The 23,448-nt window shown below is 64.2% G+C and carries 18 protein-coding genes; 6 read left to right on the top strand and 12 right to left on the bottom strand.

Annotation, left to right across the window (positions count from 1 at the left end):
- Window positions 1-42: 42 nt before the first annotated feature.
- The 3 genes from XH80_RS30280 to XH80_RS30270 form a co-directional block, all read right to left on the bottom strand.
- Window positions 43-1,710, bottom strand: a complete 1,668-nt coding sequence (locus XH80_RS30280; RefSeq protein ID WP_271601743.1) for a regulator — start codon at window positions 1,708-1,710, stop codon at window positions 43-45.
- Window positions 1,711-1,719: 9 nt separating this feature from the next.
- On the bottom strand, window positions 1,720-2,418 hold the full coding sequence (locus tag XH80_RS30275) for a cysteine hydrolase family protein (RefSeq protein WP_057753445.1): 699 nt from the start codon (window positions 2,416-2,418) through the stop codon (window positions 1,720-1,722).
- 330 nt (window positions 2,419-2,748) lie between these two features.
- Window positions 2,749-3,702, bottom strand: coding sequence for a hypothetical protein (locus XH80_RS30270; protein WP_271601742.1), 954 nt, complete (start codon window positions 3,700-3,702; stop codon window positions 2,749-2,751).
- Window positions 3,703-3,865: 163 nt separating this feature from the next.
- On the opposite strand from XH80_RS30270, the gene XH80_RS30265 reads away from it, so the two are divergent.
- On the top strand, window positions 3,866-7,342 hold the full coding sequence (locus XH80_RS30265) for an indolepyruvate ferredoxin oxidoreductase family protein (RefSeq protein ID WP_271601741.1): 3,477 nt from the start codon (window positions 3,866-3,868) through the stop codon (window positions 7,340-7,342).
- Window positions 7,343-7,476: 134 nt separating this feature from the next.
- Here XH80_RS30265 and XH80_RS30260 read toward each other — a convergent pair whose 3' ends face one another.
- From XH80_RS30260 to XH80_RS30245, 4 genes are all read right to left on the bottom strand, one after another.
- Window positions 7,477-9,207: an FAD-dependent oxidoreductase gene (locus XH80_RS30260; protein ID WP_271601740.1), complete on the bottom strand. Its 1,731-nt coding sequence runs from the start codon at window positions 9,205-9,207 to the stop codon at window positions 7,477-7,479.
- A gap of 58 nt (window positions 9,208-9,265) precedes the next feature.
- Window positions 9,266-10,285: a S1C family serine protease gene (locus XH80_RS30255; RefSeq protein ID WP_271601739.1), complete on the bottom strand. Its 1,020-nt coding sequence runs from the start codon at window positions 10,283-10,285 to the stop codon at window positions 9,266-9,268.
- 91 nt (window positions 10,286-10,376) lie between these two features.
- A complete protein-coding gene (locus XH80_RS30250) occupies window positions 10,377-10,826 on the bottom strand; it encodes a hypothetical protein (RefSeq protein ID WP_271601738.1) in 450 nt (149 codons plus the stop codon).
- Window positions 10,827-10,833: 7 nt separating this feature from the next.
- On the bottom strand, window positions 10,834-12,432 hold the full coding sequence (locus tag XH80_RS30245; RefSeq protein ID WP_271601737.1) for a GMC family oxidoreductase: 1,599 nt from the start codon (window positions 12,430-12,432) through the stop codon (window positions 10,834-10,836).
- 200 nt (window positions 12,433-12,632) lie between these two features.
- On the opposite strand from XH80_RS30245, the gene XH80_RS30240 reads away from it, so the two are divergent.
- On the top strand, window positions 12,633-13,421 hold the full coding sequence (locus tag XH80_RS30240) for a thermonuclease family protein (protein ID WP_271601960.1): 789 nt from the start codon (window positions 12,633-12,635) through the stop codon (window positions 13,419-13,421).
- Between the two features lie 215 nt (window positions 13,422-13,636).
- Here the strand turns inward: XH80_RS30240 and cyoD are convergent, their stop codons facing one another.
- Genes cyoD through XH80_RS30220 form a run of 4 tightly spaced genes read right to left on the bottom strand, consistent with a single transcriptional unit; the run spans window position 13,637 to window position 17,487 of the window.
- Window positions 13,637-14,026 (bottom strand): cytochrome o ubiquinol oxidase subunit IV, encoded by a 390-nt coding sequence (cyoD, locus tag XH80_RS30235; RefSeq protein WP_271601736.1) that lies wholly within the window; start codon window positions 14,024-14,026, stop codon window positions 13,637-13,639.
- On the bottom strand, window positions 14,023-14,664 hold the full coding sequence (locus tag XH80_RS30230; RefSeq protein ID WP_271601735.1) for a cytochrome (ubi)quinol oxidase subunit III: 642 nt from the start codon (window positions 14,662-14,664) through the stop codon (window positions 14,023-14,025). The genes cyoD and XH80_RS30230 overlap by 4 nt, the downstream gene beginning before the upstream one ends.
- Window positions 14,664-16,664 (bottom strand): cytochrome o ubiquinol oxidase subunit I, encoded by a 2,001-nt coding sequence (cyoB, locus tag XH80_RS30225; protein WP_271601734.1) that lies wholly within the window; start codon window positions 16,662-16,664, stop codon window positions 14,664-14,666. Before cyoB ends, XH80_RS30230 begins: the two co-directional genes overlap by 1 nt.
- Window positions 16,654-17,487 carry a cytochrome ubiquinol oxidase subunit II gene (locus XH80_RS30220; protein WP_271601733.1) on the bottom strand — a complete coding sequence of 278 codons (834 nt, stop codon included), beginning with the start codon at window positions 17,485-17,487 and terminating at the stop codon, window positions 16,654-16,656. The genes cyoB and XH80_RS30220 overlap by 11 nt, the downstream gene beginning before the upstream one ends.
- Window positions 17,488-17,736: 249 nt before the next feature.
- Here XH80_RS30220 and XH80_RS30215 point away from each other — a divergent pair, with 249 nt between their 5' ends.
- Complete coding sequence (locus XH80_RS30215; RefSeq protein ID WP_271601732.1) at window positions 17,737-18,537, top strand: SDR family NAD(P)-dependent oxidoreductase; 801 nt, start codon at window positions 17,737-17,739, stop codon at window positions 18,535-18,537.
- A 15-nt stretch (window positions 18,538-18,552) separates the two neighbouring features.
- Here the strand turns inward: XH80_RS30215 and XH80_RS30210 are convergent, their stop codons facing one another.
- A complete protein-coding gene (locus tag XH80_RS30210; RefSeq protein ID WP_271601959.1) occupies window positions 18,553-19,863 on the bottom strand; it encodes a PQQ-dependent sugar dehydrogenase in 1,311 nt (436 codons plus the stop codon).
- A gap of 205 nt (window positions 19,864-20,068) precedes the next feature.
- On the opposite strand from XH80_RS30210, the gene XH80_RS30205 reads away from it, so the two are divergent.
- The 3 genes from XH80_RS30205 (at window position 20,069) to XH80_RS30195 (ending at window position 23,405) form a co-directional block, all read left to right on the top strand.
- A complete protein-coding gene (locus XH80_RS30205) occupies window positions 20,069-21,262 on the top strand; it encodes a urate hydroxylase PuuD (protein ID WP_271601731.1) in 1,194 nt (397 codons plus the stop codon).
- 145 nt (window positions 21,263-21,407) lie between these two features.
- A complete protein-coding gene (locus XH80_RS30200; protein WP_271601730.1) occupies window positions 21,408-22,265 on the top strand; it encodes a VOC family protein in 858 nt (285 codons plus the stop codon).
- Between the two features lie 171 nt (window positions 22,266-22,436).
- The gene (locus tag XH80_RS30195; RefSeq protein ID WP_271601729.1) at window positions 22,437-23,405 is read left to right on the top strand and encodes a lytic transglycosylase domain-containing protein; all 969 of its coding nucleotides are present in this window, start codon (window positions 22,437-22,439) and stop codon (window positions 23,403-23,405) included.
- The last annotated feature ends 43 nt before the right edge of the window (window positions 23,406-23,448 follow it).

The raw sequence follows: 23,448 nt of genomic DNA, 5'->3' as shown, positions 1-23,448 counted from the left end.
ACGGGCGGCAACCAGCCGCCCGTCGTTTCGCATCTACCGCTGCTACTCCGCCGGAGCCGCGTGCATCTCCGGATGCGCGGCGTAGTGCTCGCTGGCTCCAAGCTTGCTGGCCGCAAACAGGCCGGCAGCCATCACGGCGTAGGAGAAGGCCACGGCGGGCGTGACACCGAAGCCGCCGCCGACGCCGACGGCCTCACCATGCATGAAGCCGAAATAGGTCAGCACCGCACCGACAAGCGCGAAGGCCGACGCCTTTTCGAAGTCGCGCTCGATGATGAAGACGCCGATCGCGCCGAGGATGAGGCCGCCAAGAATGGAGCCACCGCCCATCACCTCCAGCCCGTGATAGAACACACCCTGCTGCGGCAGAGCGGCGACCGCCGCGGTCTTCACGGCGTCGGCTTTGTCGGCCGCCATGCCGCCGACGGTCGCGGCCGCTGTCATGGTCGAGGCCAGCATCGTGTCGATCTGGAGCTTGGCCCAGGCGGCAAGATGCGGCGTCAGCGCCAGCACGATCGCGGGCGCATGCTTGATCGGTGTGGTCTGGAACGCCTGCGCACCGATCAGCATGCCGATATAGAGCAGGATCGGCGAGATCGCGACCACGGGCACGAGCGCCAGCAGCACCGAGATGATGCCGAACCAGGCCAGCACCACCACCATGATGCCGGTCGCCGCCGAATAGCCGATGCGGCCGCCCATCGCCTTCCAGCCGGGATGGCCGATATAGACTGCGTTGATGAAGGGATTGCCCATAAGGCAGCCGATCAGGCTGACGACGCCGTCGGCAGTCAGCACCCGCGTGGTGGGATATTCGTCACCGGCTGCTTCCGCGCTCTCGACATTGTCCATGGCCTCGACGAGGTCATAGATGCCGAACGGAATGGCAGTGACCAGGATGATGCCGAGGAACTCGAAGCCGGAGAAGACATAGCCCACCGCCGGGATTGGCACCGAGAAGCCGAAGTTTGCGAAGGCTGCGCCCACGCCTGTGAGACTCAACCCGCCAAGGCCGAGCCCGAACAGGTTCGAACCCCAGGCGATGATCATGCCGGCCGCAATCGCCACGAGGCCTGCGGGAATGCCGCGCCAGTATTTCACGCCGCCGAACCAGCTCACCAGGATGATGGCGAAGCATACAAGGCCGATCTGCGGCGTCATATACATCTCCAGCGCAGGCCGCATCGAGATGAAGGTAACGGAGACGCCGGCAAGCGTGCCGAGCAGTGCCGCGCGCGGCGTGATCTTGCGGATGAACGGCGCGATGAAGCCGCCGATCATCAGGATGAAGCTCTGGAAGAACACCCAGACCAGGCCGGCTGACCAGCCCTTGAGCGGATCGCCGGTCTTCAAGGTGATCGGCAGCATGATCACGAAGGTGACGATGAACATGTGCGGCACGCTGACGCCCGACGGCAGCGCGCAGACGTCGTTGCGGCCGGTCTTCTGCGCGAGCCGATAAGCGAGGAAGGCGTAGTAGAAGGTGGAGAGGCACATCATCAGCCCGAGCGCGGGCAGGATGCGGCCGAACACGAGACTATCAGGCATCTTCAACACGAAACGAAGCAGGCCCGTGAGCACCAGCATGTTGACGAGGATGTTGGTGCCGAAGCCGAAAAACGCGTTCCAGTCGCCCGATGTCCATAACGCCGGTTTAAATTCGGACGTATTGCTTTCAGATTTGCCGGCCGTCCCCGTCAAAGTGCTCATGAGAACCCCCTATGTGGTCGAAATCGTCATCGCCTCCAGTACTGCGGCTGAGCTGGCGACCCAGCCGAAGATGCCGCCCTGGGCCTTGATCATCTTCAGGCCCATCTCGTGAAACTCGGGGAAATAGGATGCGCAGCCATCCGAGATGACGACGCAGCGATAGCCGCGGTCATTGGCCTCGCGCACGGTGGTGTTGACGCACACCTCGGTGGTGACGCCGCACACGAGCAGATTCTCGATGCCATATTTCTCCAGCACATCGGTCAGCTCGGTGGCGTAGAACGCGCCCTTGCCGGGCTTGTCGATCACGACCTCGCTGTCGAGCGGATAGAGCTCCGGAATGATGTCGTGGCCGGCTTCGCCACGAATGAGGATGCGGCCCATCGGGCCGGGATCGCCGATCCGCAGCGACGGCGCGCCACGCTCGACTTTCGCCGGCGGCGCATCGGACAGATCGGGCAGGTGACCTTCGCGGGTGTGGATCACCAGCATGCCGGTGTCGCGCGCCGCCTTCAGCACCGCGCCAATCGGCTTCACCGCGCGCGCAAGCTGGCTGACATCATTGCCAAGCGTCTCGCCGAAACCACCGGGCTCCATGAAGTCGCGCTGCATGTCGATGATCACGAGAGCAGTCGACGACCAGTCGAGCCTGATCGGCTCGGGCTCGGCACTGATGACGCCCAGTGTCGGCTTGGCTGAGTTCAACATGACGCAGGCCCCCGCGAGAACTCTCTTTGAGGAGAGTTCTGCAAGCACCGTGCCATTGTGTACAATTGCGTTGACGTGCGAGTTGAAACGAAAATCGATGCGTGCTCAGAAGGTTACGTCAGACGTCGACGTCTGCTTATTCCCTGTGCGACGGCTTTGCGACGTGCATTTGCTTAAAGGATGAGCGGCCTCCGTCGTCATTCCGGGGCGCCGCGCAAGCGTCGAACCCGGAATCCATCGAGCAGCAAAACATGAGGCGAAATGGATTCTCGGATGCGCAATTGCGCATCGTAGCTCGCCTACGCACGCCCCGGAATGACGAGGGTGGTGTTACCGCCCCGCTCCATACAGCCGCCGATACTCCTCCTCATAGGGCGCGTACGAAGCCTTCAGCGTCGCCATGTTGAGCAGCATGGTCGCGACCATCGCGCCAGCCTTGTCGAACACCCGCGTCTTGACCCAGGCGCTTTCGGTGCGACGGCTGCCGGACAGCGCGACCACCTCGCGTTCGACTTCGTACTCTTCGTCAACGAAGAGCGGCCCCTTCACCAGCCGGATCTCCTGGTCAGCGAACAGGCCGACGGCCGGTCCCTTCGCCGGCAGCGGATCGTCCTTGGAACGGTACTGGAACAGCACGCTCAGCATTTCCATCGGGATGATCGCCTTCCGCCACGGATTGTCGGCGCTCGAATAGTAAGGCGAGCTTTCGGTGATGACTGCGAGCTTCTGCCTGAGGGAGAACGGATAGAGGTCGCCCATGTTCTGGTCGAACGCCATCCGCACCGGCTGCCGCTTGCTCGTCTTCGCCACCTTCACGTCGCGCAGGATCACCGGATCGGTGAGCGGCTTGAGCTCTGTCAGGCGCGTCTCCAGCGCTGTCGCAGCGTGGGGATCGCCGACTGACGCCGTGCCGCGCAGCACCTCGGTGCCGTCGCGCTTTATCATCTGGATCTGGCACTGACTCGTTCCAGGCAAAGGCTTTGACAGGATCGCCTGCACGTCCTCGGCTTCGAAACAGGCGTTGCGATAGTGCGCAGAGAGACAACCACTCTCGAACCATGCCCGCCCCCACAGCCGCGCGCCGAGCGGCGCGAACTGGCTGAAATGCGTGGGGCCTTCGATGGTACCGCCCTTGAAGCCGAGCTTCTGCGCGGTGGCGTCGTCGTGGATGGAGGCATGCGCGTCGTAAACCTGCGCGTGCAGCATCTGGCGCGGCTGACGCCACGGCCCGATCAGAGCCTCGGCGGTTTCGGTGATCTCGGTATTGAACGCGTTCGCTGTCATCGGTTCCTCCACAGGCAGCCATGACTAGCAGGCCCGCCACGGATGCGGCCAGCGATATTGACTTCGAGGCTCCATGCTTTTGACTGCAAGCATCCGCTTCGCAAGTCGCCAATCTTTCCGCGGCGCAAAATTCCCACCTGATACGACAACGAGGACTGCTGAAATGACGCTGTTGCAGGTCGAGCTGGACGATAAATACCGGCTCGAATCGAAGCGGATCTTCCTGTCCGGCACCCAGGCCCTGGTCCGCTTGCCCATGTTGCAGCGCGAACGCGACCGGCTCCAAGGGCTCAACACCGGCGGCTTCATCTCCGGCTATCGCGGTTCCCCGCTTGGCATGTACGACCACGCGCTGTGGCGCGCGAAGTCGCATCTGCAGCAGCACGATATCGCCTTCGTCCCCGGCCTGAACGAGGATCTGGCGGCGACCGCGGTCTGGGGCAGCCAGCAGGTCGGCCTGTTTCCCGGCGCCAAGGTCGATGGCGTGTTCGGCATCTGGTACGGCAAGGGTCCCGGCGTCGATCGCTCGGTCGATGCGCTCAAGCACGCCAACGCGGCCGGCACCTCACTCAACGGTGGCGTGCTGGCGCTTGCCGGCGACGATCATGGCTGCCAGTCCTCGACGCTGGCGCATCAGAGCGAGCAGGTGTTCGCGGCGGCGCTGATTCCCGTGATCAATCCGGCCACGCTGCAGGATTATCTCGATCTTGGCCTCTACGGCTTTGCGCTGTCGCGCTTCTCCGGCTGCTGGGTCGGCTTCAAGGCCATCAGCGAGACCGTGGAAAGCTCGGCGTCCATCTACAGCGATCCTGAACGCATCAAGATCGCACTTCCCGATGATTTCGAGATGCCGCCCGGCGGCCTCAACATCCGCTGGCCCGATCCGCCGCTGGAGGCCGAGCGGCGCCTGTTCGGGCCGAAGATGCAAGCGGTGCAGGCCTTCGCCCGCGCCAACCAACTCGATCGCATCGTGCTCGATTCCAAGCCCGCCCGGCTCGGCATCATCGCGACCGGCAAGGCCTATCTCGATCTGCGCCAGGCGTTGGCCGACCTCGGCATTACCGACAAGGACGCGCAGGATCTCGGCTTGCGCATCTACAAGGTCGCGCTGACCTGGCCGCTGGAGGAAAGCGGCGCCAAGCGCTTTGCCGAAGGCCTGCAGGACGTGCTCGTTGTCGAGGAGAAGCGCGGCTTCATCGAAGACCAGCTGATGCGCATCCTCTACAATATCGATGCGTCGAAGCGCCCGACTATCGCCGGCAAGCGCGATGAGAGCGGGGCGCCGCTGCTGCCGAGCGAAGGCGAACTGACGCCGACCATCGTAGCGGGCGCGTTGGTCGCGCGCTTGCGCAAGCTCGGCCATCACAGCCCGGTGCTGGAGCAGCGCCTCGCGCGGCTCGAGGCCTTCGACAATCCCGTCACGACCAGTTCGCAGATCAAGCTCGCGCGGACGCCCTTTTTCTGCTCGGGCTGCCCGCACAACACCTCGACGCGCGTACCCGAAGGAAGCCGCGCCATGGCCGGCATCGGTTGTCACGGCATGGCGCTGAGCATGCCGACACGGCGCACCGACCTGATATCGCATATGGGCGCCGAGGGCGTGAATTGGATCGGCCAAGCGCCCTTCACCACCGAGAAGCACATCTTTCAGAATCTCGGCGATGGCACCTATACTCACTCCGGCTTGCTGGCGCTGCGCGCTGCCTCAGCGGCTGGCATCAATATCACCTACAAGATCCTCTACAACGACGCCGTCGCGATGACCGGCGGCCAGCCGGCCGAAGGTGCCTTCAACGTTGCGCAAATCGCGCATCAGGTCTGGGCCGAGGGCGTCAAGCGGCTCGCGATCGTCTCCGACGATCCCGGCAAATATCCTGAGGGGAACTACTTCCCACAAGGCGCGACCATCCATCATCGCCGCGAGCTCGATGCCGTGCAGCGCGAGCTGCGCGACATCAGGGGCCTCACGGTCATCATCTACGACCAGACCTGCGCCGCCGAAAAGCGCCGCCGCCGCAAGCGCGGCCTCTATCCCGATCCGGCCAAGCGCGCCTTCATCAACGAACTGGTCTGCGAAGGCTGCGGGGATTGCTCGCAAGCCTCCAACTGCGTCTCGGTGCAGCCGCGCGAGACCGAGTTCGGCCGCAAGCGCCAGATCGACCAGTCCAACTGCAACAAGGACTTTTCTTGCGTCGAAGGCTTTTGCCCGAGTTTTGTCACCGTCCATGGCGGCTCGCTGAAGCGCATGAAGACATCGGCGGTCGATTCCGGCCAGCTGTTCGCCGATCTGCCGCTGCCGCCGCTGCGTGAGCTGGACGGTCCCTACAACATCCTCGTCACCGGCATCGGCGGCACCGGCGTCATCACGATCGGCGCGCTGCTCGGCATGGCCGCCCATGTCGACGGCCGCGGCTGCTCGGCGCTCGACTTCACCGGCCTGTCGCAAAAAAACGGCGCGGTGATGAGCCATGTCCGCATCGCACCGAAGCCGGAGGAAATCTCGGCCGTCCGCATCACAACCGGCGGCGCCGACGTCATCCTCGGCTGCGACATGATCGTCTCGGCCGGCCCCGCCGCGCTCAGCCGCGCCGAGCGCGGCGTGACCAAGGCCTATATCAACGCCGACCTGCAGCCGACCGCGAGCTTCGTGCAAAACCCCGATCTCGATTTCGAGATGGGCACGATGCAGACCGTGCTGCGCGACGCCGTCGGCGACAAGAACCTTGACATCATCGACGCCACCGGCGTTGCCGCGGCACTGATGGGCGACAGCATCGCGACCAATCCCTTCATGCTGGGCTTCGCCTTCCAGAAGGGCGCAATCCCGCTGTCGCTGGAGGCCCTGCTCCGCGCAATCGAGATCAACGGCGCCGCGATCGAGATGAACAAGCTCGCCTTCACCTGGGGCCGCCTCGCCGCTCACGACATGTCACGCGTGCGCAGCGTGCTGCAGTTCAAGAGCCGCGCCTCCGCCGCGACCAATTCGCTCGACGATGTCATCGCAACCCGCGCGGAGTTCCTGACGGGCTATCAGGACAAGGCCTACGCCGACCGCTATCTTGCGGCGGTTGCGAAGGTGCGCAAGGCAGAAACGGCCGCTTCGCCTCGGTCTTCGGAGTTGACCGAGGCCGTGGCAAAGAACCTGTTCAAGCTGATGTCCTACAAGGACGAATACGAGGTCGCGCGTCTCTACACAGATGGCAGCTTTGCCAAAAAGGTGTCGGAGAAATTCGACGGCAACTTCACGCTGAAGTACCATTTGGCACCGCCGATCTTCGCCAAGCGCGACAAGACGACGGGACGGCTTCAGAAGCAGGAGTTCGGCGGCTGGATGATCCACGCCTTCCGCGTGCTGGCGAAGCTGAAATTCCTGCGTGGCGGCCCGTTCGATCCGTTCGCCCGCACCGAGGAGCGCCGGATGGAGCGGAAGCTGGTCGCGGATTATCTTGACATGATCGATCAGCGGATGGCTGGACTGAAGGCGGAGCAAATCCCGCTGCTGACGCGGCTCGCGCGTGTTCCGGAAACCATCCGCGGATTCGGCCACGTCAAGGACGCCAACGTCAAGCTGGCAGCGGCCGAGAAGGCGCGGCTGGAAGCGGAGCTGGAGAACAGCCGCTTTGCCGCGGCAGCGGAGTAGCGTTGCCACACACTCAGTGGCATCGCCCGGCTCGACCGGGCGATCCAGTACGCCGAGACGGTTGTGATTGAATCGATGAGCCGCGGCGTACTGGATGCCCCCGCTTTCGCGGGGCATGACAGCGGTGGAGATGGCTAGACTGAGCCTGAGGCTGCTGCCGTTCCGATAGCCGTTGCAGCCCCCTCCGCCAGATGCCGCCCGGCAATATAGCCGAACGTCAGTGCCGGTCCGAGCATGATGCCCGGGGCCGGGCAATTCCCGTTCGTGATCGAGCCCATGTCGTTGCCGCAGGCATAGAGCCCCGCGATCGGCGTGCCGTCCTCGCGCAGCACGCGCGCCTGCGCATCGACCTTCATGCCGATCGCCGTGCCGAGATCGGCTGGATAGATCCGCATTGCAAAGAACGGCGCACCGACGATCGGCGCGACGCAAGGATTGGGCTTGTGCGCAGCATCGCCGTGGTGCCGTTGGTAGATGGTGCTGCCACGGCCGAATTCGGGATCGCGGCCCTCCTTCGCATCGACATTATAGCTCGCGATTGTCGCCGTGAGCACAGCCGGCTTGATACCGATCTTGGCCGCGAGCTCTGCGATGTCGGGCGCCTCAATCAGTTCGCCGCCGGCCACATATCGCCGCACGTTGCGCGTGAACGGCCTGATGCGGCCGAGACCGTAGCTCCACAGGAACGGGCGGTCGCAGACCAGGTAGAACGGCCGGTCCCGCTCGCCATTGGCATCGCGCAGCATGGCGAGCGCGAACTCATGGTACGGCAGCGCTTCATTGACGAAACGGCGACCGGCGGCGTTGACGGCAATCACGCCGGGCTTGGCGCGGTCGGTCACCATGTGGGGAAACACACACCTTCTGCCGTCGGCGCGTCGGAAGAGCGAGGCCGGCACCCAATAGGCCGGGCTCGTCGCCTCCGTGTTGAGCGCAGCGCCAGCCGTCGTTGCAAGGCGAATTCCATCGCCCGTGGTCGAGGTGTCGGTCGCCGAGACCAACCCGGCTGCCGCAGGGAAGAAACGTTTGCGCAGGATGGCATCGTGCGAGAAGCCGCCCGTCGCCAGGACCACGCCGCGCCGCGCGGTGATCAGGCGATCGCGCGCGCCATGACGAATGACTACACCGCTGACACGGTCAACCTGCATCGACAGATCCTCGACATCGGCACTGAAGAGGATCTCCACCCGTCGCGCCAGCAGCGAGGCGTAAAGCCGCGCGGCGAGCGCGTTGCCGACATGCAGCGTCGTCCCGCGGGACCAGCGCAGCCGTTGCAGCGCGTATTGGGAAACGAGCCGTGCCACGCGCAGGGTCGACCGCAACGATTTTCCGACGCGGCATAGATGTGGAATGTCGAGACAATCGACCATCATCCCGCCGAAAAGCATGAACTCCGGCAGTGGTGGGCGCAGCCGCGCGAAAGCTTCGCCTAGCCGTGTTGCGTCGAAAGTCACGGGCTGCAGCACTCGCCCGCCAGATGTCGCACCTAGCCGCTCCGGATAATGGTCCGGGCAGGCTTTCACCGGCTGAAGCTGCACCTCGGTCCTGGCTTCGAGATAGGCGATCGCCTCCGGGCCGCGCGCGAGAAAGGCAGCGCGCAGGCCCGCGTTGGCGGGCTCGGGCACCGTACTCGACAGATACTGGACTGCATCCGCGATGCTGTCGGCGAGCCCCGTCTCCTTCATCTTGGCATTGGCGGGGATCCAGACCATGCCGTCGGACCACGCCGTGGTGCCGCCGACGAAGGCGGTCTTCTCGATCACCAGCACACGCAGGCCTTCAGCGGCGGCGACGGCCGCAGCCGTCATGCCGCCGGCACCCGCGCCGATGACAATGACGTCGTAGGTCTCATGCGCCGGCATCATGCGGCTGGGATCCGGAGGCGAGGCATGACACCGTCATACCCCGCCCGCCGTCCCGCAGCTAGCGCTGCGGCTTCCGCTCGATCGGATCGATATCGATCGCCCGCAGCCGTCCGAGCCGCAGCACGTCCATGGCGAGCCGCCGGCCGATCCGGTCGCGATCGAGCACGCGGATCAGATCATCGACGCCGTTGATTTCGACGCCGTCAAGCCTGATCACGACGTCGCCAGGCAACAGGCCGGCCTTCGCCGCCGGTCCGTCCGGCTCGATCTGCATCAAGAGCGCACCCATCTTGTTCTCGACGCCGGCGAGCACCGCGTGCCGCCGCGGCACCGGCGCGGTCTGCCCGGCAACGCCGATATAGGCGCGGCGGACATAGCCGTGGCGGATGATCTCCGACAGCACGAATTGCGCGGTGTTGCTGGCGACCGCAAAGCAGATGCCTTGTGCCCCATTGATGATGGCCGTGTTGATGCCGATCACCTCGGCATTCGACGACACCAGCGGACCACCGGAATTGCCGGGGTTGAGCGCGGCATCGGTCTGGATCACGTCCTCGATGGTGCGGCCGCTCACAGATCGGATCGAGCGCCCGAGCGCCGAGACCACGCCGGCGGTGACGGTCGATTCGAAGCCGAGCGGATTGCCGATCGCGATCACGAGCTGGCCGCGCCGCAGCGTCTTGGAGTTGCCAAGCGCGGCATACGGCAAGTCGCGCACGCCGTTGGCGCGCAGCAGCGCGAGATCCGTATCCGGATCGACGCCGAGCACCCGGGCGTCGCCGACATGGCCCTCGACATCGCGTAGCCGGATCTCCTTGGCCGAGCCGACCACATGGCTGTTGGTGAGCACGAGGCCATCAGGCGAAATCACGATGCCCGAGCCAAGCCCGCCACGCTCGCGGCCATTCGGCGTTTTTGGTCCCGTCTCAACGCGCACGACGGCAGGACCGACGCGGTCGGTCACATCGATCACGGCGTTGGAATAGGCGTCCAGCAGGACCCGGTCATCGACGGGGGCAGATTCTGTCGTTCGCGATGACGCTGCGTCATCGACGATATCTGAGGTGAAATCCAGCATGGCAAGAATCCTTGAAGCTCACACAGATGGTGGCCTGTGCCCTGCCGCGCAAGGGACCCGCCTGGGACGCGGGACTGAACTGCCCAGATGGCTAGGGCGCGCGCCGCAGTGTGCCGCCCCTCGCCTTGACCGGATCGAGCAGCGACCAGTCTCCGTCGGGGAGCACGTGGCCCTTGGGAAATGGCGCGCGCAGCTCCAGTCCAAGCGAGCGCAGCACGCGGTCGTCGCGGTAGTAGCATTGCAGCACAACACGAACGAGCGTTGCCGCAGCCGCGCCGCCGTTCTTGCGAAACTCCTGCGCCACGGCATCGCGCTGCGTCGCGCCGAGCTCGGCGAGCGGCCCGCCGGCCAGCCGCGCCAGATGGTCCAGCGCTGCCGCCACCATCTTGGTGTCGCGGCCGAGCGTCGCCAGCATGTCGGCCTGGATCGCGGCATCGTCGGCGCCGGGCACCTTGTACTCGTCACTGGCGGGCACGATCATCGCGGCGATGGTGCGGAGGTCGTCGCGCTGAGCGCGCGTGAGTTGCTTGTCAGCGGTCATGACGGCCTCAATCGAACAAATTGGCGAGGCGCTGCTTCATCTGGTCGGCGATGTAGAGCGCAAGGGCCTGGATGGTGGAGGTCGGGTTCACGCCGCCCGAGGTGACGAAGATGCTGCCGTCGACGATGAAGAGGTTCTTCACGTCATGCGTGCGGCCCCATTCGTTGACGACGGAGCGCTTGGGGTCAGTACCCATCCGCGCGGTGCCGAGCAGGTGCCAGCCGCCCCAGGGGATCGGGGAGTTGACGCAGATGTCGGTTGCGCCGGCCATCTCCAGCACCTCGCGGCCGCGGGCGAGCGCATGGTCCATCATCCTCCGGCTGTTCTCGGAGATCGTGTAGTCGATCTTCGGCGCGGGAATGCCGTGGCCGTCCTTCAGCACGGGATCGAGCGTGACCTGGTTGTGCTCCTCCGGAAGATCCTCGCAGATCGCCGAGAAGCCCAAGCGGTGCCCATTGAGCTTGCGGAAGACGCGGTGGTGATCCGCGCCCCACGGCAGAATGCCCTTCTGCTCGCTGATGACGGCCTCGAACACGGGACCGGCCCCGCGCACGAACTGAACGCCATAGCCGCGCACGAAGCCGCGCGAGAGGTCCGTGTCGTACCACTGCTTGCTCCACAGGCAGGTCGGCGGCGCGCGGTTCGAGTCGGTCGGCTCCTTCACATAGCCGTAGATCTGCGCATAGGGATGGAACATCAGGTTCTTGCCGACGAGCCCCGACGAATTGGCAAGGCCGTTCGGAAAGCGGTCGGATTTCGAATTGAGCAGCAGTCGCGGCGTGCCGACGCCATTGCAGGCGATGATCACGACATGCGCGGGCTGGAACTGCTCGACGCCATCCTTGTCGTAATAGACCACGCCCGAAGCCATGCCGTTCTCGTCGGTAGTGATCTCGCGCACGCGGCAATGCGTGCGGAGCTCGACACCGGCGCGAATTGCATGCGGCCAATAGGTGATGTCGGTCGAGGATTTTGCGCCTTGCGCGCAGGCCGGCGTACAATGGCCGAGATTGATGCAGCGCGCCCGGCCTTCATAGTCCATGGTCGCGACCGTCGTGTCCGACGGCCACCAGTGCCAGCCGAGCTTGTTCATGGCCTTGGCGACGATGGCCCCGGACAATCCCATCGGCTGTTGCGGCATCGGCGGATGGGTCAATGGCGAGAGCGGATCGCCTGACAGGCCCGACGTGCCCATCATGCGGTCGTTCTCTTCAAAGAACGGCGTCAGCGCGTCATAGTCGATCGGCCAGTCGTCGGCGACGCCGTCGAGCGTCTTCACCTTGAAATCGGACGGATGCAGCCGCGGCCAGTGCGCGGTGTACATCACCGTCGAGCCGCCGACGGCGTTATAGTTCACGACCTTGATCGGCGAATTGTCGTCGTTGACAGGATAGTCCTCGGGCCGGCCGCGGATATTGGGGCTCGACGACCATTCGCCGAAGAACCTGGCCTCCCAATCCCGGCCCGTGCTCGGATATTCCGCCGGGTTCATCCAGCCGCCCTGCTCCAGGCAGAGAATATGCATCTTGGTCTCGGCCAGCGACCACGCCACCGCAGCGCCAGAAGCGCCGGCGCCGATGATCAGGACGTCCACGGGGTCTTTCATCGAAAAGTCTTCCTCCCGCCCTCGCCACTTCCCGGGCGATTCGGCCATCACGGCTTACAAGGCTGCAGAACGATAGGGGTAGACCGGCCGGCGAGTAAAGGCTGGCTGGCGAATGTCGCACTTCGCACAACGCAGACCATTGGTCTGGCGATGACCGGATGCTAGGAACGAGGAGCCAGAGCAATCGACAGCGAGACATGATGTCCTTCGAAAATTCATCGGCCGCCGCCCGCGCCTTCGCCCTTGTTTTATTTCTCGCTCTAGCCGGGTTCTTGGGGACCTCCAATCCTGCCGCCGCGCTGACTGCGGCTGCGACGATCCGGGATGCCAATTCGATCCAGCTCGGCGACGTCACCTACCGGCTCGACGGCGTCGACGCGCCCGAGCTCGACCAGGTCTGCATCGACGACCACGCTGATTCCTGGACCTGCGGCATCGAGGCCCGCGACCAGCTCACCAAGCTGATCGGCGGCAAGCCGGTGCGCTGTGACGACGTCGGTCCCGAGAAGAAATTCGGCAAGCGCCACCGCGCGATCTGCACGGTCGAGGGCGACAAGGTCTCGTTGAACGAGCAACTGGTCAGGCTGGGCTTTGCCATCGCCCGCGAGCCGCTCAAGGCCAATGTCAAGCCGGCGGCGGCCGAGGCGAAGACGGCGTCATCAGGCATCTGGAAGGGCTGCTTTGTTGCACCGCAAGAATTCCGCACCGGGAAGAAGGACGGCGCCCTGCTCGGCGCCGCCTGCCGCCCCGACCGCGACAAGGAGATTCGGGCGGTGCTGTTTCCGGATGAGCTGACGGCGCCGCCGAGCTGCGCCATCAAAGGCAAGCTCGCAGTGCGCGCCCGCGTCACCGGCAATATCGGCATCTATCACCTCAGGGGCTGCCCGAGCTACGCCGCGACGACCAAGCCGGACCGCTGGTTCTGCTCGGAGGACGACGCCCAGGCCTCGGGCTTCCGCAAGGCCTATAATTGCCGCCGGCCAAAGTGAACATTTGGTTCACGCAGCCGTGAGTGGTAGCCGGAGACAGTAATGATCCGGAATTGAACTGAAACGGGAGTTGCTGCACCTATATGTGTACGCAAGCGCTTTGCGCGGGCGTTTCCTTGGCAGACGATCCTCATCGGATTGTCCTTGCTCGGGCGTTTCCTCCCTAGACTTGGGCCGCTTGTCACGCACAAGCGGCTCTTCTTTTTTGTACAGCGCTAGCTGTGCATCCGGATGAACTGATCCATCGGCGGCATGTTCTGGTTGAGATGCGACATGATCCAGACGGTGCCTCCGACCACCAGGAAGACGACCAGCAGCCCGAAGGCCAGCGCCAGCACGTTGTTGGTGTTGTCCGGGCCCGTGGTGATGTGCAGGAAGAACACCAGATGCACGCCCATCTGCGCGATCGCGAGCACGATCAGTGCGACGGGGATCGATGGCTGCCAAACCAGATCGGTGCCCGCGATGAAGAACGAGGTCGCCGTGAGGATTAGCGCCAGCCCAAGACCGACGACATAGCCAAGCACCCGCTCGCCGACACTGTGTTGCTCTTCGTCGCCCGGCGCGAGATCATGTCCGGCCGGCATATGCGTCTGATCGCTCATGCGCCACCCCCTAGCAGGTAGACGACGGAAAACACCCCGACCCAGATGATGTCGAGCGCATGCCAGAACAACGCAAAGCACATCATCCGACGCAGCACGTCGGCGCGAAAGCCCTTGGCGAAGACCTGCGCCATCATGGTGAGCAGCCAGAGCACACCGGCCGAGACATGCAGGCCGTGACAGCCGACCAGCGAGAAGAACGCGCTCAGGAAGGCGCTGCGTGACGGCCCATAGCCGCGCGACACGAGGTCGGCAAACTCCCTGAACTCGATGGCGAGGAAGATCAGCCCGAGCACGCAAGTCACGGCCATGCCGAGATAGAACCAGAACCGATTGCGCACGTCGGCGGCGATGCCGGCCATGCCGCAGGTAAAGCTCGACAGCAGCAGGCAAACCGTCTCGATCGCGACGTTACGCTGCTCAAAAATCTCCGAGCCCTTGGGGCCGTCAGCGGTCTGGTTGACCAGCACGGCGTAAGCCGCAAAGAAGCAGGAGAACATCACGATGTCGGAGAGCAGGAACACCCAGAAGCCATAGGCGGTCACGGTCCGCTTTGGCGCGGGCCCAGGATGCTCGATGACACGACCGATGTGATGGGGATCGGCGTGCGCGCGGCCGGCGGTCGCGGTCATCGACATCAGATCGCCCCCGCCATGCTGACGAGGCTGCGCCGCTCCTCGAGATTGACGCGGTCGATCGCGGCGACTTCGGCTGCCGGAATCACGTATTCGTCATGGTCGCGCCAGGCGAACACGACGAAGGTCGCGAAGGCGCCGATGCCGCCCAAAATCACCATCCACCAGATGTGCCAGATCAGAGCAAAGCCCATGATCGTGGCAAAGAACGCGCAGACGAAGCCGGTCGGCGAATTCCGGGGCATTTCGATGTCGTGATATTCGGGTACTTCGTGCTGGAGCGACTGCTGCAGGGCCAGGGCCTTCATGTCCCAATAGGCATCCTCGCCGCGGACATCAGGATGGAAGGCGAAGTTGAACACCGGCGGCGGCGACGAGGTCGCCCACTCCAGCGAGCGGCCGTCCCAGGGATCGCCGGTGCGGTCGCGCAAGGCCTCGCGGTTGCGAATGCTGACCACGAGCTGCATGATCTGGCAGATCACGCCGATCGACAGCACGGCCATGCCGATGGCCGCCACGATCATCCACGGCCGCCACTCCGCAACATTATAGTGCTGCAAGCGCCGCGTCATGCCGAGCATGCCGGCGACATAGAGCGGCACGAAAGTGATCCAGAAGCCCGTGAAGGTGAACCAGAACGCCAGCTTGCCCCAGCGCTCGTCGAGACGGAAACCGAATGCCTTGGGAAACCAGTATTCGAAGCCGGCAAAAGCGCCGAACAGCACCCCGCCGATGATGACGTTGTGGAAATGAGCCACCAGGAACATGCTGTTGTGGAGCATGAAGTCCGCCGGCGGTACCGCGACCAGCACGCCGGTCAGTCCGCCGATGATGAAGGTGACCATGAAGCCGACCGCCCACAGCATCGGCGTCGCAAAGCGGATGCGACCGCCATACATCGTGAACAGCCAATTGTAGATCTTCACGCCCGTCGGCACCGCGATGATCATGCTGGCGATGCCGAAGATGGCGTTGACGTCGGGGCCTGCGCCCATGGTGAAGAAATGATGCAGCCAGACCATGAAGGAGATGACGCAGATCGCCATGGTCGCAAGCACCATGGAGCGGTAGCCGAACAGCGCCTTGCCGGAGAAGGTCGAGACCACCTCGGAGAAGATGCCGAAGGCCGGCAGCACCAGAATGTAGACCTCCGGATGCCCCCAGGCCCAGATCAGATTCATGAACATCATGACGTTGCCGCCGGCTTCATTGGTGAAGAAGTGAAAGCCGAGGTAACGGTCGAGCAGCAGCATCGCGAGCGTCGCTGTGAGGATCGGGAACGCCGCGACGATCAGGAGGTTCGAGGCCAGCGTGGTCCAGCAGAACATCGGCATGCGCAGATAGTTCATGCCCTTGGTCCGCAGCTTCAGCACTGTCGTGACAAGATTGATTCCGGCGACCAGCGTCCCGACACCGGAGATCTGGAGCGACCAGGCGTAATAGTCGACGCCGACACCCGGCGAGTAGGACAGCCCCGACAGCGGCGGAAAGGCGAGCCACCCGGTGCGGGCGAATTCGCCGATCACGAGCGACAGATTGACCAGCAGGGCACCTGTCGCGGTGAGCCAGAAGCCGACCGAATTGAGGGTCGGAAACGCGACATCGCGGACGCCGAGCTGAAGCGGCACGACGAGGTTCATCAGTCCGATCACGAACGGCATCGCCACGAAGAAGATCATGATGGTACCGTGCGCAGAAAAGATCTGGTTATAGTGCTCCGGCGGCAGATAGCCTTGCGACTGATAGGCGATCGCTTGCTGAATCCGCATCATGATGGCGTCGCTGCCGCCACGCAGCAGCATCACCGAGGCCAGCAGGATGTACATGACGCCGATCCGCTTGTGATCGACGCTGGTGATCCATTCGTGCCAGAGATAGGGCAGATGCCCTTTCACGACGACCCAGATCAGCACTGCGAGGATCGCAACCAGCACCACGCCACCCGCGATCAGCGGAATAGGTTGATCGAACGGAATAGCGGACCAGTCGAGCTTACCGAGCATCAACGCCTCCAGTGTGGGGACGGCCGGCATCGGAGACGAGCTCCGGCCCCGGCCCTGGCGGAATGTGCTGGGTTGCGATCAGGTCGAACAGGCGGGGATCGTCGAGCCGATAGGTCGGCCTGTCCTTCTCGATGCCCTGCTGCATCAGCTTCTTGTAGCTGTCCTCGTTCAGCACGGCATCGGTCTTCGCTGTGGTTGCGACCCAGTCCGGAAATGAGAGCGGCGAGACCACGTTGACGTCGAACATCATGTCGGGAAAGCCGTCGCCGGAGAAATGCGCCGAGAGGCCTTGCAGCTTGCCCTCATTGTCGGCACGCAGGTTCAAGTTCGTCACCATGCCGTTCATGGTGTAGATCATGCTGCCGAGCTGCGGGATGAAGAACACGTTCATCACGCTCGACGACGTCAGCTGGAAATTCAGTTCGGCACCTGCGGGAATTGTCAAACTGTTGACGGTCGCAATGCGCTGGTCGGGATAGATGAAGAGCCATTTCCAGTCGAGCGAGACGGCTTGGATCCGCACCGGGCTGCCGGTGCCTGGCACGGGTGCTCTGGGATCGAGTTGGTGCGAGCCGATCCAGGCGACGCCGCCGAGCAGGATAACGGTCAGCGCAGGTATGGACCACACCACCATCTCGACGCGGCCGGAATAGACGAAGTCCGGCTGGAAGCGTGCTCTCGTGTTCGAGGCGCGAAACCAGAACGCAAAAGCGAGGATCGCGACAATGGTCGGTACCACGATCGCGAGCATGATGAAGACGGAATCGACCAGGATGGTGCTGTTGGCGGCAGCCACCGGCCCTTGTGGATCGAGCAGATTCATCGGCAAGCCACTGGCGATTGGGAAGCCCCGGAAGAGAGCCTAGCGCGGAAAAGGCTCCGCAACAAACGCGCCAGCGTCGGAGCGGTTCCTAAACACAAGGGGCAACCAAGCCCGATGAGCCGGCCGCAGCATGCAATTCCATGTGATGTCAATGACATGAACGCAGGAGCCGCGCTCTTCTCTCAGGTCGGATCGATTGCTAATGTGCACGAAAATAATGCGATGTATCGATCCAGGGAGCGAAGTGAGATGCGCCTCAAAGACAAGGTTGCGATCGTCGTCGGCGCCGGCCAGAGCCCCGGCGAAGGCATCGGCAATGGGCGCGCCACCGCTCTCACCTTCGCGCGCGAGGGCGCCAAGGTGCTGTGCGTCGATCACCACCTGGAATCGGCGCAGGAAACGGTTGCGATAATCACCGCAAAAGGCGGGACCGCCGCGGCCTTCAAGGCCGACGTGACCAAGTCCGCCGACATCAAGGCGATGGTAGCAGACGCCATATCGCGCTGGGGCCGGATCGACGTGCTGCACAACAATGTCGGCGTCAGCCTCGCCGGCGGCGACGCCGAGCTGCTGCAAATCACCGAGGAGGCGTTCGATCGCGTCGTCGCCATCAATCTGAAGAGCTGCATCCTCGCGGCCAAGGAAGTGATCCCGATCATGCGTGCGCAGAAGAGCGGGGCCATCATCAACATCTCGTCGATGGCAGCGATCACCACCTATCCCTACGTCGCCTACAAGGCGACGAAATCGGCCATGATCGCCTTCACCGAGCAGCTCGCCTACCAGAACGCCGAATACGGTATCCGCGCCAACGTCATCCTGCCCGGCCTGATGAACACGCCGATGGCTGTCGATACCCGCGCCCGCGAATGGCACAGGACCCGCGCCGAGGTAGAAGCCGAGCGCGACAGCAAGGTACCGCTACGCAAGAAGATGGGCACTGGCTGGGACGTCGCGAATGCCGCGCTGTTCCTGGCGTCGGATGAGGCGAATTTCATCACCGGCGTGACGCTGCCGGTGGATGGCGGAGCGAGTGTGCGGCGGGGATGAGGGCGGCAAGCACGATCATCGCGGCGCGCTTGTCACCCGCCAGATCGTGCCGCCAGTATCTTCCGAAATCAGCAGCGATCCATCCTTGGCCACCGCGATCCCCACCGGACGTCCCCACACCTGGCTGTCGTTCACGACAAAGCCCGTGACAAAATCCTCGTACTCCCCGGTCGGCTTGCCGTCCTTCATCCTGATGCGGATCACCTTGTAGCCGGTGCGCTTCGAGCGGTTCCAGGAGCCGTGCTCAGCGGCGAAGGCGTCGCCCTGATATTCGGACGGAAACTGCGTGCCCTGGTAGAAGGTCATGCCGAGCGAGGCTGAATGCGGCTGTATCAACACGTCCGGGATCGTCACCTTGTCCTTGAGGTCCGGCCGCGCGCCGGCATGACGCGGGTCTTCATTGCTGCCGATGTAGAACCAGGGCCAGCCGTAGAAGGCGCCCTCCTTCACGCTGGTGACGTAGTCGGGCACGAGATCGTCGCCGAGTCCGTCGCGCTCGTTGGTCGAGCACCAGGGCATGCCGGTCTGCGGCTGGATCGCAAGGCCGACGCAGTTGCGTATGCCGGTGGCGTAAAGCTTGCGGTCTTTGCCCTCGGGGGTGAACGAGAGCACCGCGGCACGCTCCGCCTCATAGCCCCAGGACGCACCAAGCGCTTGGGTGCGCGCCCAGGCCTCGAGCCCCCCGGGCGGGCTGCCCATGCCCTCGGCGACATTGCTGGCGGAGCCGACCGACACCAGCATGCGCTTGCCGTCAGGCGTGAACACGATGTCGCGGGTGGAATGGCCCGATCCATGCGCCAGGTTGGCCACCACCACATCGGCCTTGCCCGAGGCCTTCAGGTCGCCGGCACGATAGGCAAAGCGGACGACGTTACCGGCATTGGCGACATAGACCCATTGCGGATTGTCGCCATTCGGGGAGAAGGCGATGCCGAACGGTCGGGTGAGCCCGCTGGCAAAGACCTCGTTGCTCGCAACCTTGCCGCCCTCTCCGAGACGCAACACACGAATGCGGCCCGGCCCGGTCTCGGCAACGAAGATATCGCCATTGGGCGCGAGGCGCAGCACGCGGGGGTCGGAGAGGCCGTCAGCCAAAAGCTCAATCTTGAATCCGTCAGGCACATCAGGTGTCGCGCTGCCGCGCGCGGTCACGCGCGTGGGATTTGAGACCGAGGGCGTGGCACCGGGCTTGGCCAGATCCTGCGGACGGATCAGCCTGACGGTGCCGGGCTTGTCGGCCTGCCAGCTACCAAAGGCATCCTTGCCCTGCAGCACGGGCTCACCTTGGGCAACGGTGCAGACGCTCAACAGCCATGCGGGCACCATCATGCGCGAAACATGAATCTTCACGCCACCTTCCTCCCGGACTTACCTGCCAAATCCCACGTCAGCTCATGCCCGCACGATGTGCAGATGGTGTGATCCATCGTACTGGAAAACGGTGCGGATCGGTGCAACAGATTGTAAGGGCACGGCCGCAGGTTGCGGTCATCAAAGCTGCGGCATCGGTGTCGCGATTGATGGGGTGATCATGTGGGGATCGATCGTATCGGAATGGGCGGGCCTGCTGCTGCGCTGGCTGCACGTGGTGGCCGCGATCGCCTGGATCGGCAGCTCGTTCTATTTCATCGCCCTCGATCTCAGTCTCAAGCCCAGGAGCGATTTGCCTGACGGTTTGCAGGGCGAGGCCTGGCAGGTCCATGGCGGCGGCTTCTACCGGATCATGAAGTATCTGGTGGCTCCCGCCCAGATGCCGGACGAACTGACCTGGTTCAAATGGGAGGCCTACACCACCTGGCTGTCCGGCTTCGCGCTGATGGTGGTGGTGTATTATCTCGACGCCGACCTGTTCCTGGTCGACAAGTCGATCCTCGATCTCACGCCTTTCCAGGCCGGGCTGTTCAGCTTCGGCAGCCTCGCACTGGCGTGGCTGCTTTACGAGGCCGCCTGCCGCTCCGGGCTTGCGCAGCGCGAGCTGCCCTTCGCCATCGGCGGCTATCTGTTCCTGGTCGCGCTGACCTACGCCTTCACGCATGTGCTCAGCGGACGCGGCGCCTTCAACCAGATCGGCGCGCTGATCGGCACCATCATGGTCGCCAACGTCTTCGCGGTGATCATTCCGAACCAGAAGAAGATCGTGGCTAGCCTGATCGCAGGCAAGGCGCCCGATCCGAAGCTCGGCAAGGCCAGCAAGGAGCGCTCGGTCCACAACAACTATCTGACCCTGCCGGTCGTCGTGCTGATGATCAGCAATCACTATCCCCTGCTCTACGCCACGCGCTTCAACTGGATCATCGTCGCGATCGTGCTGGCGCTCGGACCGGTGATCCGCCACTTCTTCAACGAGGGACATGCCGGACGCAAATCGCCGTGGTGGGTATGGGGCGTGGCGGCAGTTGGCGCGATCGCGATCCTTTTTCTCTCCGCAGCTGGGCCGCGCGAGGTCAAGACCGGCGCGCTGTCGACGCAGCCGACACTCGCCAATGTCGAGGAGATCGTGATGTCCCGCTGCAGCATGTGCCATGCTGCCGAGCCGGTCTGGGCCGGCATCGTCACCGCGCCGAAGGGCATCCTGCTCGACGCACCCGAGCACATCCATCGCAACATCCGCCTGATCGGGCGCGTCGCGGCCTGGTCCAACGCGATGCCGCCGGGCAATATCACGGAAATGACCAGCGAGGAGCGCGCCGTCCTCGCCGCCTATATCGGCGAGCAGCATCACTGATCACAACGCGTCGATGCCGCGTTTCGCGGAATGAAAATCCGGATCTCCCCTCGATTTGAAAATGACTTGGGCGCTTATCCGGCGTAGACAGGACTGGCGGCCGCAGGCCGTCCAAGGTCAGTTCGCAATTGCCGGGGAAATCACAGTGGCCCTCAAGAACGTCATCGGTATCGACCACGCCGTGGTCATGGTGAAGGACCTCGACAAGGCTGCCGAGAACTATCGCCAGCTTGGCTTCACGCTGTCGCCGCGGGGCACCCACAGCGCGCATATGGGCACCGGCAACTACACCATCATGTTCGACCCCGATTATATGGAGCTGCTCGGCGTGCTGGTCGCAACCGAGCACAATGCGCCGGCGCGCGCCTTTGTCGAGCGACAGGGTGAAGGCATCGAGCGCATCGCCTTCACCGCGATCGATTCCACAGAAGGTGCCGAGGAAATCCGCGCACGCGGCTTCACGCCTGTTGGCCCGACCGATTTCGAGCGGCCGGTGACACTGCCTGATGGCACGGTCTCGGCCGCCAAATTCCGCACCTTCATGTGGCCGACCGCCGAAGCGCCCGGCGGCGTGCGCATCTTCGCCTGTCAGCACAAGACCCGCGAGACGGTGTGGATTCCCGAGCTGATGAAGCACGCCAACGCGGCGAAGCGGATCAGCCAGGTGCTGATCGCGGCGCCCGAGCCCGCAGCGGAAGCCGCTCATCTGGCGCGGCTGATCGATCGCGAGCCGAAGGCAGGGGCCGACGGCGCAGTGACAGTGCCCTCAGGCGGCGACCGCGCCGACTTCGTCTATCTGACGCTGGAGCAGCTCGGCAAGCGCTATCCCGGCGTGCCGCTCGCTGGCCTCTCCGGGCGCGGCGGCGCCGCGCTGGTGCTCATCAGCGGCGATCTCGCGGCGACCGAGAAGGCACTCGGCCCGGCAGGCGTCCGCAGCGGAGCGGCAATCGTCGTGCCCCCGGCCAAGGCCAATGGCACCCTGATCGCCTTCATCGCCGGCTGATCCTGAGCTGCTGTGGAACGGCAGGAAGCGGCCGCCGGCGTTCCTGCGACGGGAACACCGTACTAACACCGGTGGTCTTTCGGAATCGCAGCTTCGCCGCAATTACGGTTAAGAAGTCCTTGTCACCAGCGCTCGCTGGTCGTTCCCCACAGTTCGAGGACTCTTACCGAGATGCGATTTCTCGTCGCGGCTTGCGCTGCGTTCCTGCTTCTGATGTGCGACGTCAGCCCGGAGCCGACATGGCAAATCTCACATGTCGACCAGGCCACGCCGAAGTCCGATCGCGCGCCTTCCCTGGTGCCCCTCGTCGACCTCTTCCTCGCCAGCGTGCAGGCAATTGAACTTGCCAATGCGCGCGCGTCCTACGAGGAGACGATCGAGCCGGAGCCCGGTGTCGAAGGTGCCGCGGAGACTCCGCCGTCTCCGACTGAACAATTCTGCCGCGCGCTGAAGCAAGCGGCGGAGGAGAGCGGCATTCCCGTGCCGTTCTTTGCCCGCCTGCTCTGGCAGGAGAGCCGATTCAAATCCAACGAGGTCAGCCAAGCCGGGGCGCAAGGCGTTGCGCAATTCATGCCGGAGACCGCCGCCGAGGTCGGGCTCGACGATCCCTTCGATCCCATGAAGGCGCTGCCCGCATCGGCAAGATTCCTGCGCAAGCTCCGCGACGATTTCGGCAATCTCGGCCTCGCCGCAGCCGCCTACAACGCCGGCCCCGGCCGTATCCAGAAATGGCTCGCCAGGGAGAGCGAGCTGCCGCGCGAGACGCGCGACTATGTCCGCATCATCACCGGCACCAAAGCCGAAGACTGGATCGAGCGTTCGGATGCGCTGGCGATTCGGATCGACCTGCCGCGCGAGGCGCCGTGCGAGGGCGTCGGCAGCCTCTCCAAGATCAGGGACGTTGCCTGGGTGCCCGCGAGCCTCACGCCCTCGACGGCCAGCATCGTTCGCAAGGCCGAGCAGCTGGCGGCGCGCCTCGCGGCCAATCGCGCCCGCAAGCATCTCGCGTCCCTGCTCCGCAAGGGCGGCGCGGCCCGCGGCAAGGCGCGCAGCATGATCGCGGCCCGCGCCAAGGGTGGAGCGAAGGGGGCGAAGGCCCACGCCGTCCGCGTGGCGGCGCGCGAGCGCTCCTCGGGCTGATGGCATAGATCAGGAAGCCGCTCGATGGAGCGGCTTCCTGCGG

The organism is Bradyrhizobium sp. CCBAU 45384, from assembly GCF_028128665.1.
In the GTDB taxonomy this organism is placed as follows: domain Bacteria; phylum Pseudomonadota; class Alphaproteobacteria; order Rhizobiales; family Xanthobacteraceae; genus Bradyrhizobium; species Bradyrhizobium manausense.
The sequence above is the reverse complement of the archived record's forward strand: the minus strand, read 5'-3'. Positions and strand labels throughout refer to the sequence as shown.

What these genes read in the sequence shown, in the direction of transcription:
- XH80_RS30280 (WP_271601743.1), bottom strand. Translation starts at nt 1,710, where the DNA reads ATGAGCACTTTGACGGGGACGGCCGGCAAATCTGAAAGCAATACGTCC.
- XH80_RS30275 (WP_057753445.1), bottom strand. Translation starts at nt 2,418, where the DNA reads ATGTTGAACTCAGCCAAGCCGACACTGGGCGTCATCAGTGCCGAGCCC.
- XH80_RS30270 (WP_271601742.1), bottom strand. Translation starts at nt 3,702, where the DNA reads ATGACAGCGAACGCGTTCAATACCGAGATCACCGAAACCGCCGAGGCT.
- XH80_RS30265 (WP_271601741.1), top strand. Translation starts at nt 3,866, where the DNA reads ATGACGCTGTTGCAGGTCGAGCTGGACGATAAATACCGGCTCGAATCG.
- XH80_RS30260 (WP_271601740.1), bottom strand. Translation starts at nt 9,207, where the DNA reads ATGATGCCGGCGCATGAGACCTACGACGTCATTGTCATCGGCGCGGGT.
- XH80_RS30255 (WP_271601739.1), bottom strand. Translation starts at nt 10,285, where the DNA reads ATGCTGGATTTCACCTCAGATATCGTCGATGACGCAGCGTCATCGCGA.
- XH80_RS30250 (WP_271601738.1), bottom strand. Translation starts at nt 10,826, where the DNA reads ATGACCGCTGACAAGCAACTCACGCGCGCTCAGCGCGACGACCTCCGC.
- XH80_RS30245 (WP_271601737.1), bottom strand. Translation starts at nt 12,432, where the DNA reads ATGAAAGACCCCGTGGACGTCCTGATCATCGGCGCCGGCGCTTCTGGC.
- XH80_RS30240 (WP_271601960.1), top strand. Translation starts at nt 12,633, where the DNA reads ATGTCCTTCGAAAATTCATCGGCCGCCGCCCGCGCCTTCGCCCTTGTT.
- cyoD (WP_271601736.1), bottom strand. Translation starts at nt 14,026, where the DNA reads ATGAGCGATCAGACGCATATGCCGGCCGGACATGATCTCGCGCCGGGC.
- XH80_RS30230 (WP_271601735.1), bottom strand. Translation starts at nt 14,664, where the DNA reads ATGTCGATGACCGCGACCGCCGGCCGCGCGCACGCCGATCCCCATCAC.
- cyoB (WP_271601734.1), bottom strand. Translation starts at nt 16,664, where the DNA reads ATGCTCGGTAAGCTCGACTGGTCCGCTATTCCGTTCGATCAACCTATT.
- XH80_RS30220 (WP_271601733.1), bottom strand. Translation starts at nt 17,487, where the DNA reads ATGAATCTGCTCGATCCACAAGGGCCGGTGGCTGCCGCCAACAGCACC.
- XH80_RS30215 (WP_271601732.1), top strand. Translation starts at nt 17,737, where the DNA reads ATGCGCCTCAAAGACAAGGTTGCGATCGTCGTCGGCGCCGGCCAGAGC.
- XH80_RS30210 (WP_271601959.1), bottom strand. Translation starts at nt 19,863, where the DNA reads ATGGTGCCCGCATGGCTGTTGAGCGTCTGCACCGTTGCCCAAGGTGAG.
- XH80_RS30205 (WP_271601731.1), top strand. Translation starts at nt 20,069, where the DNA reads ATGTGGGGATCGATCGTATCGGAATGGGCGGGCCTGCTGCTGCGCTGG.
- XH80_RS30195 (WP_271601729.1), top strand. Translation starts at nt 22,437, where the DNA reads ATGCGATTTCTCGTCGCGGCTTGCGCTGCGTTCCTGCTTCTGATGTGC.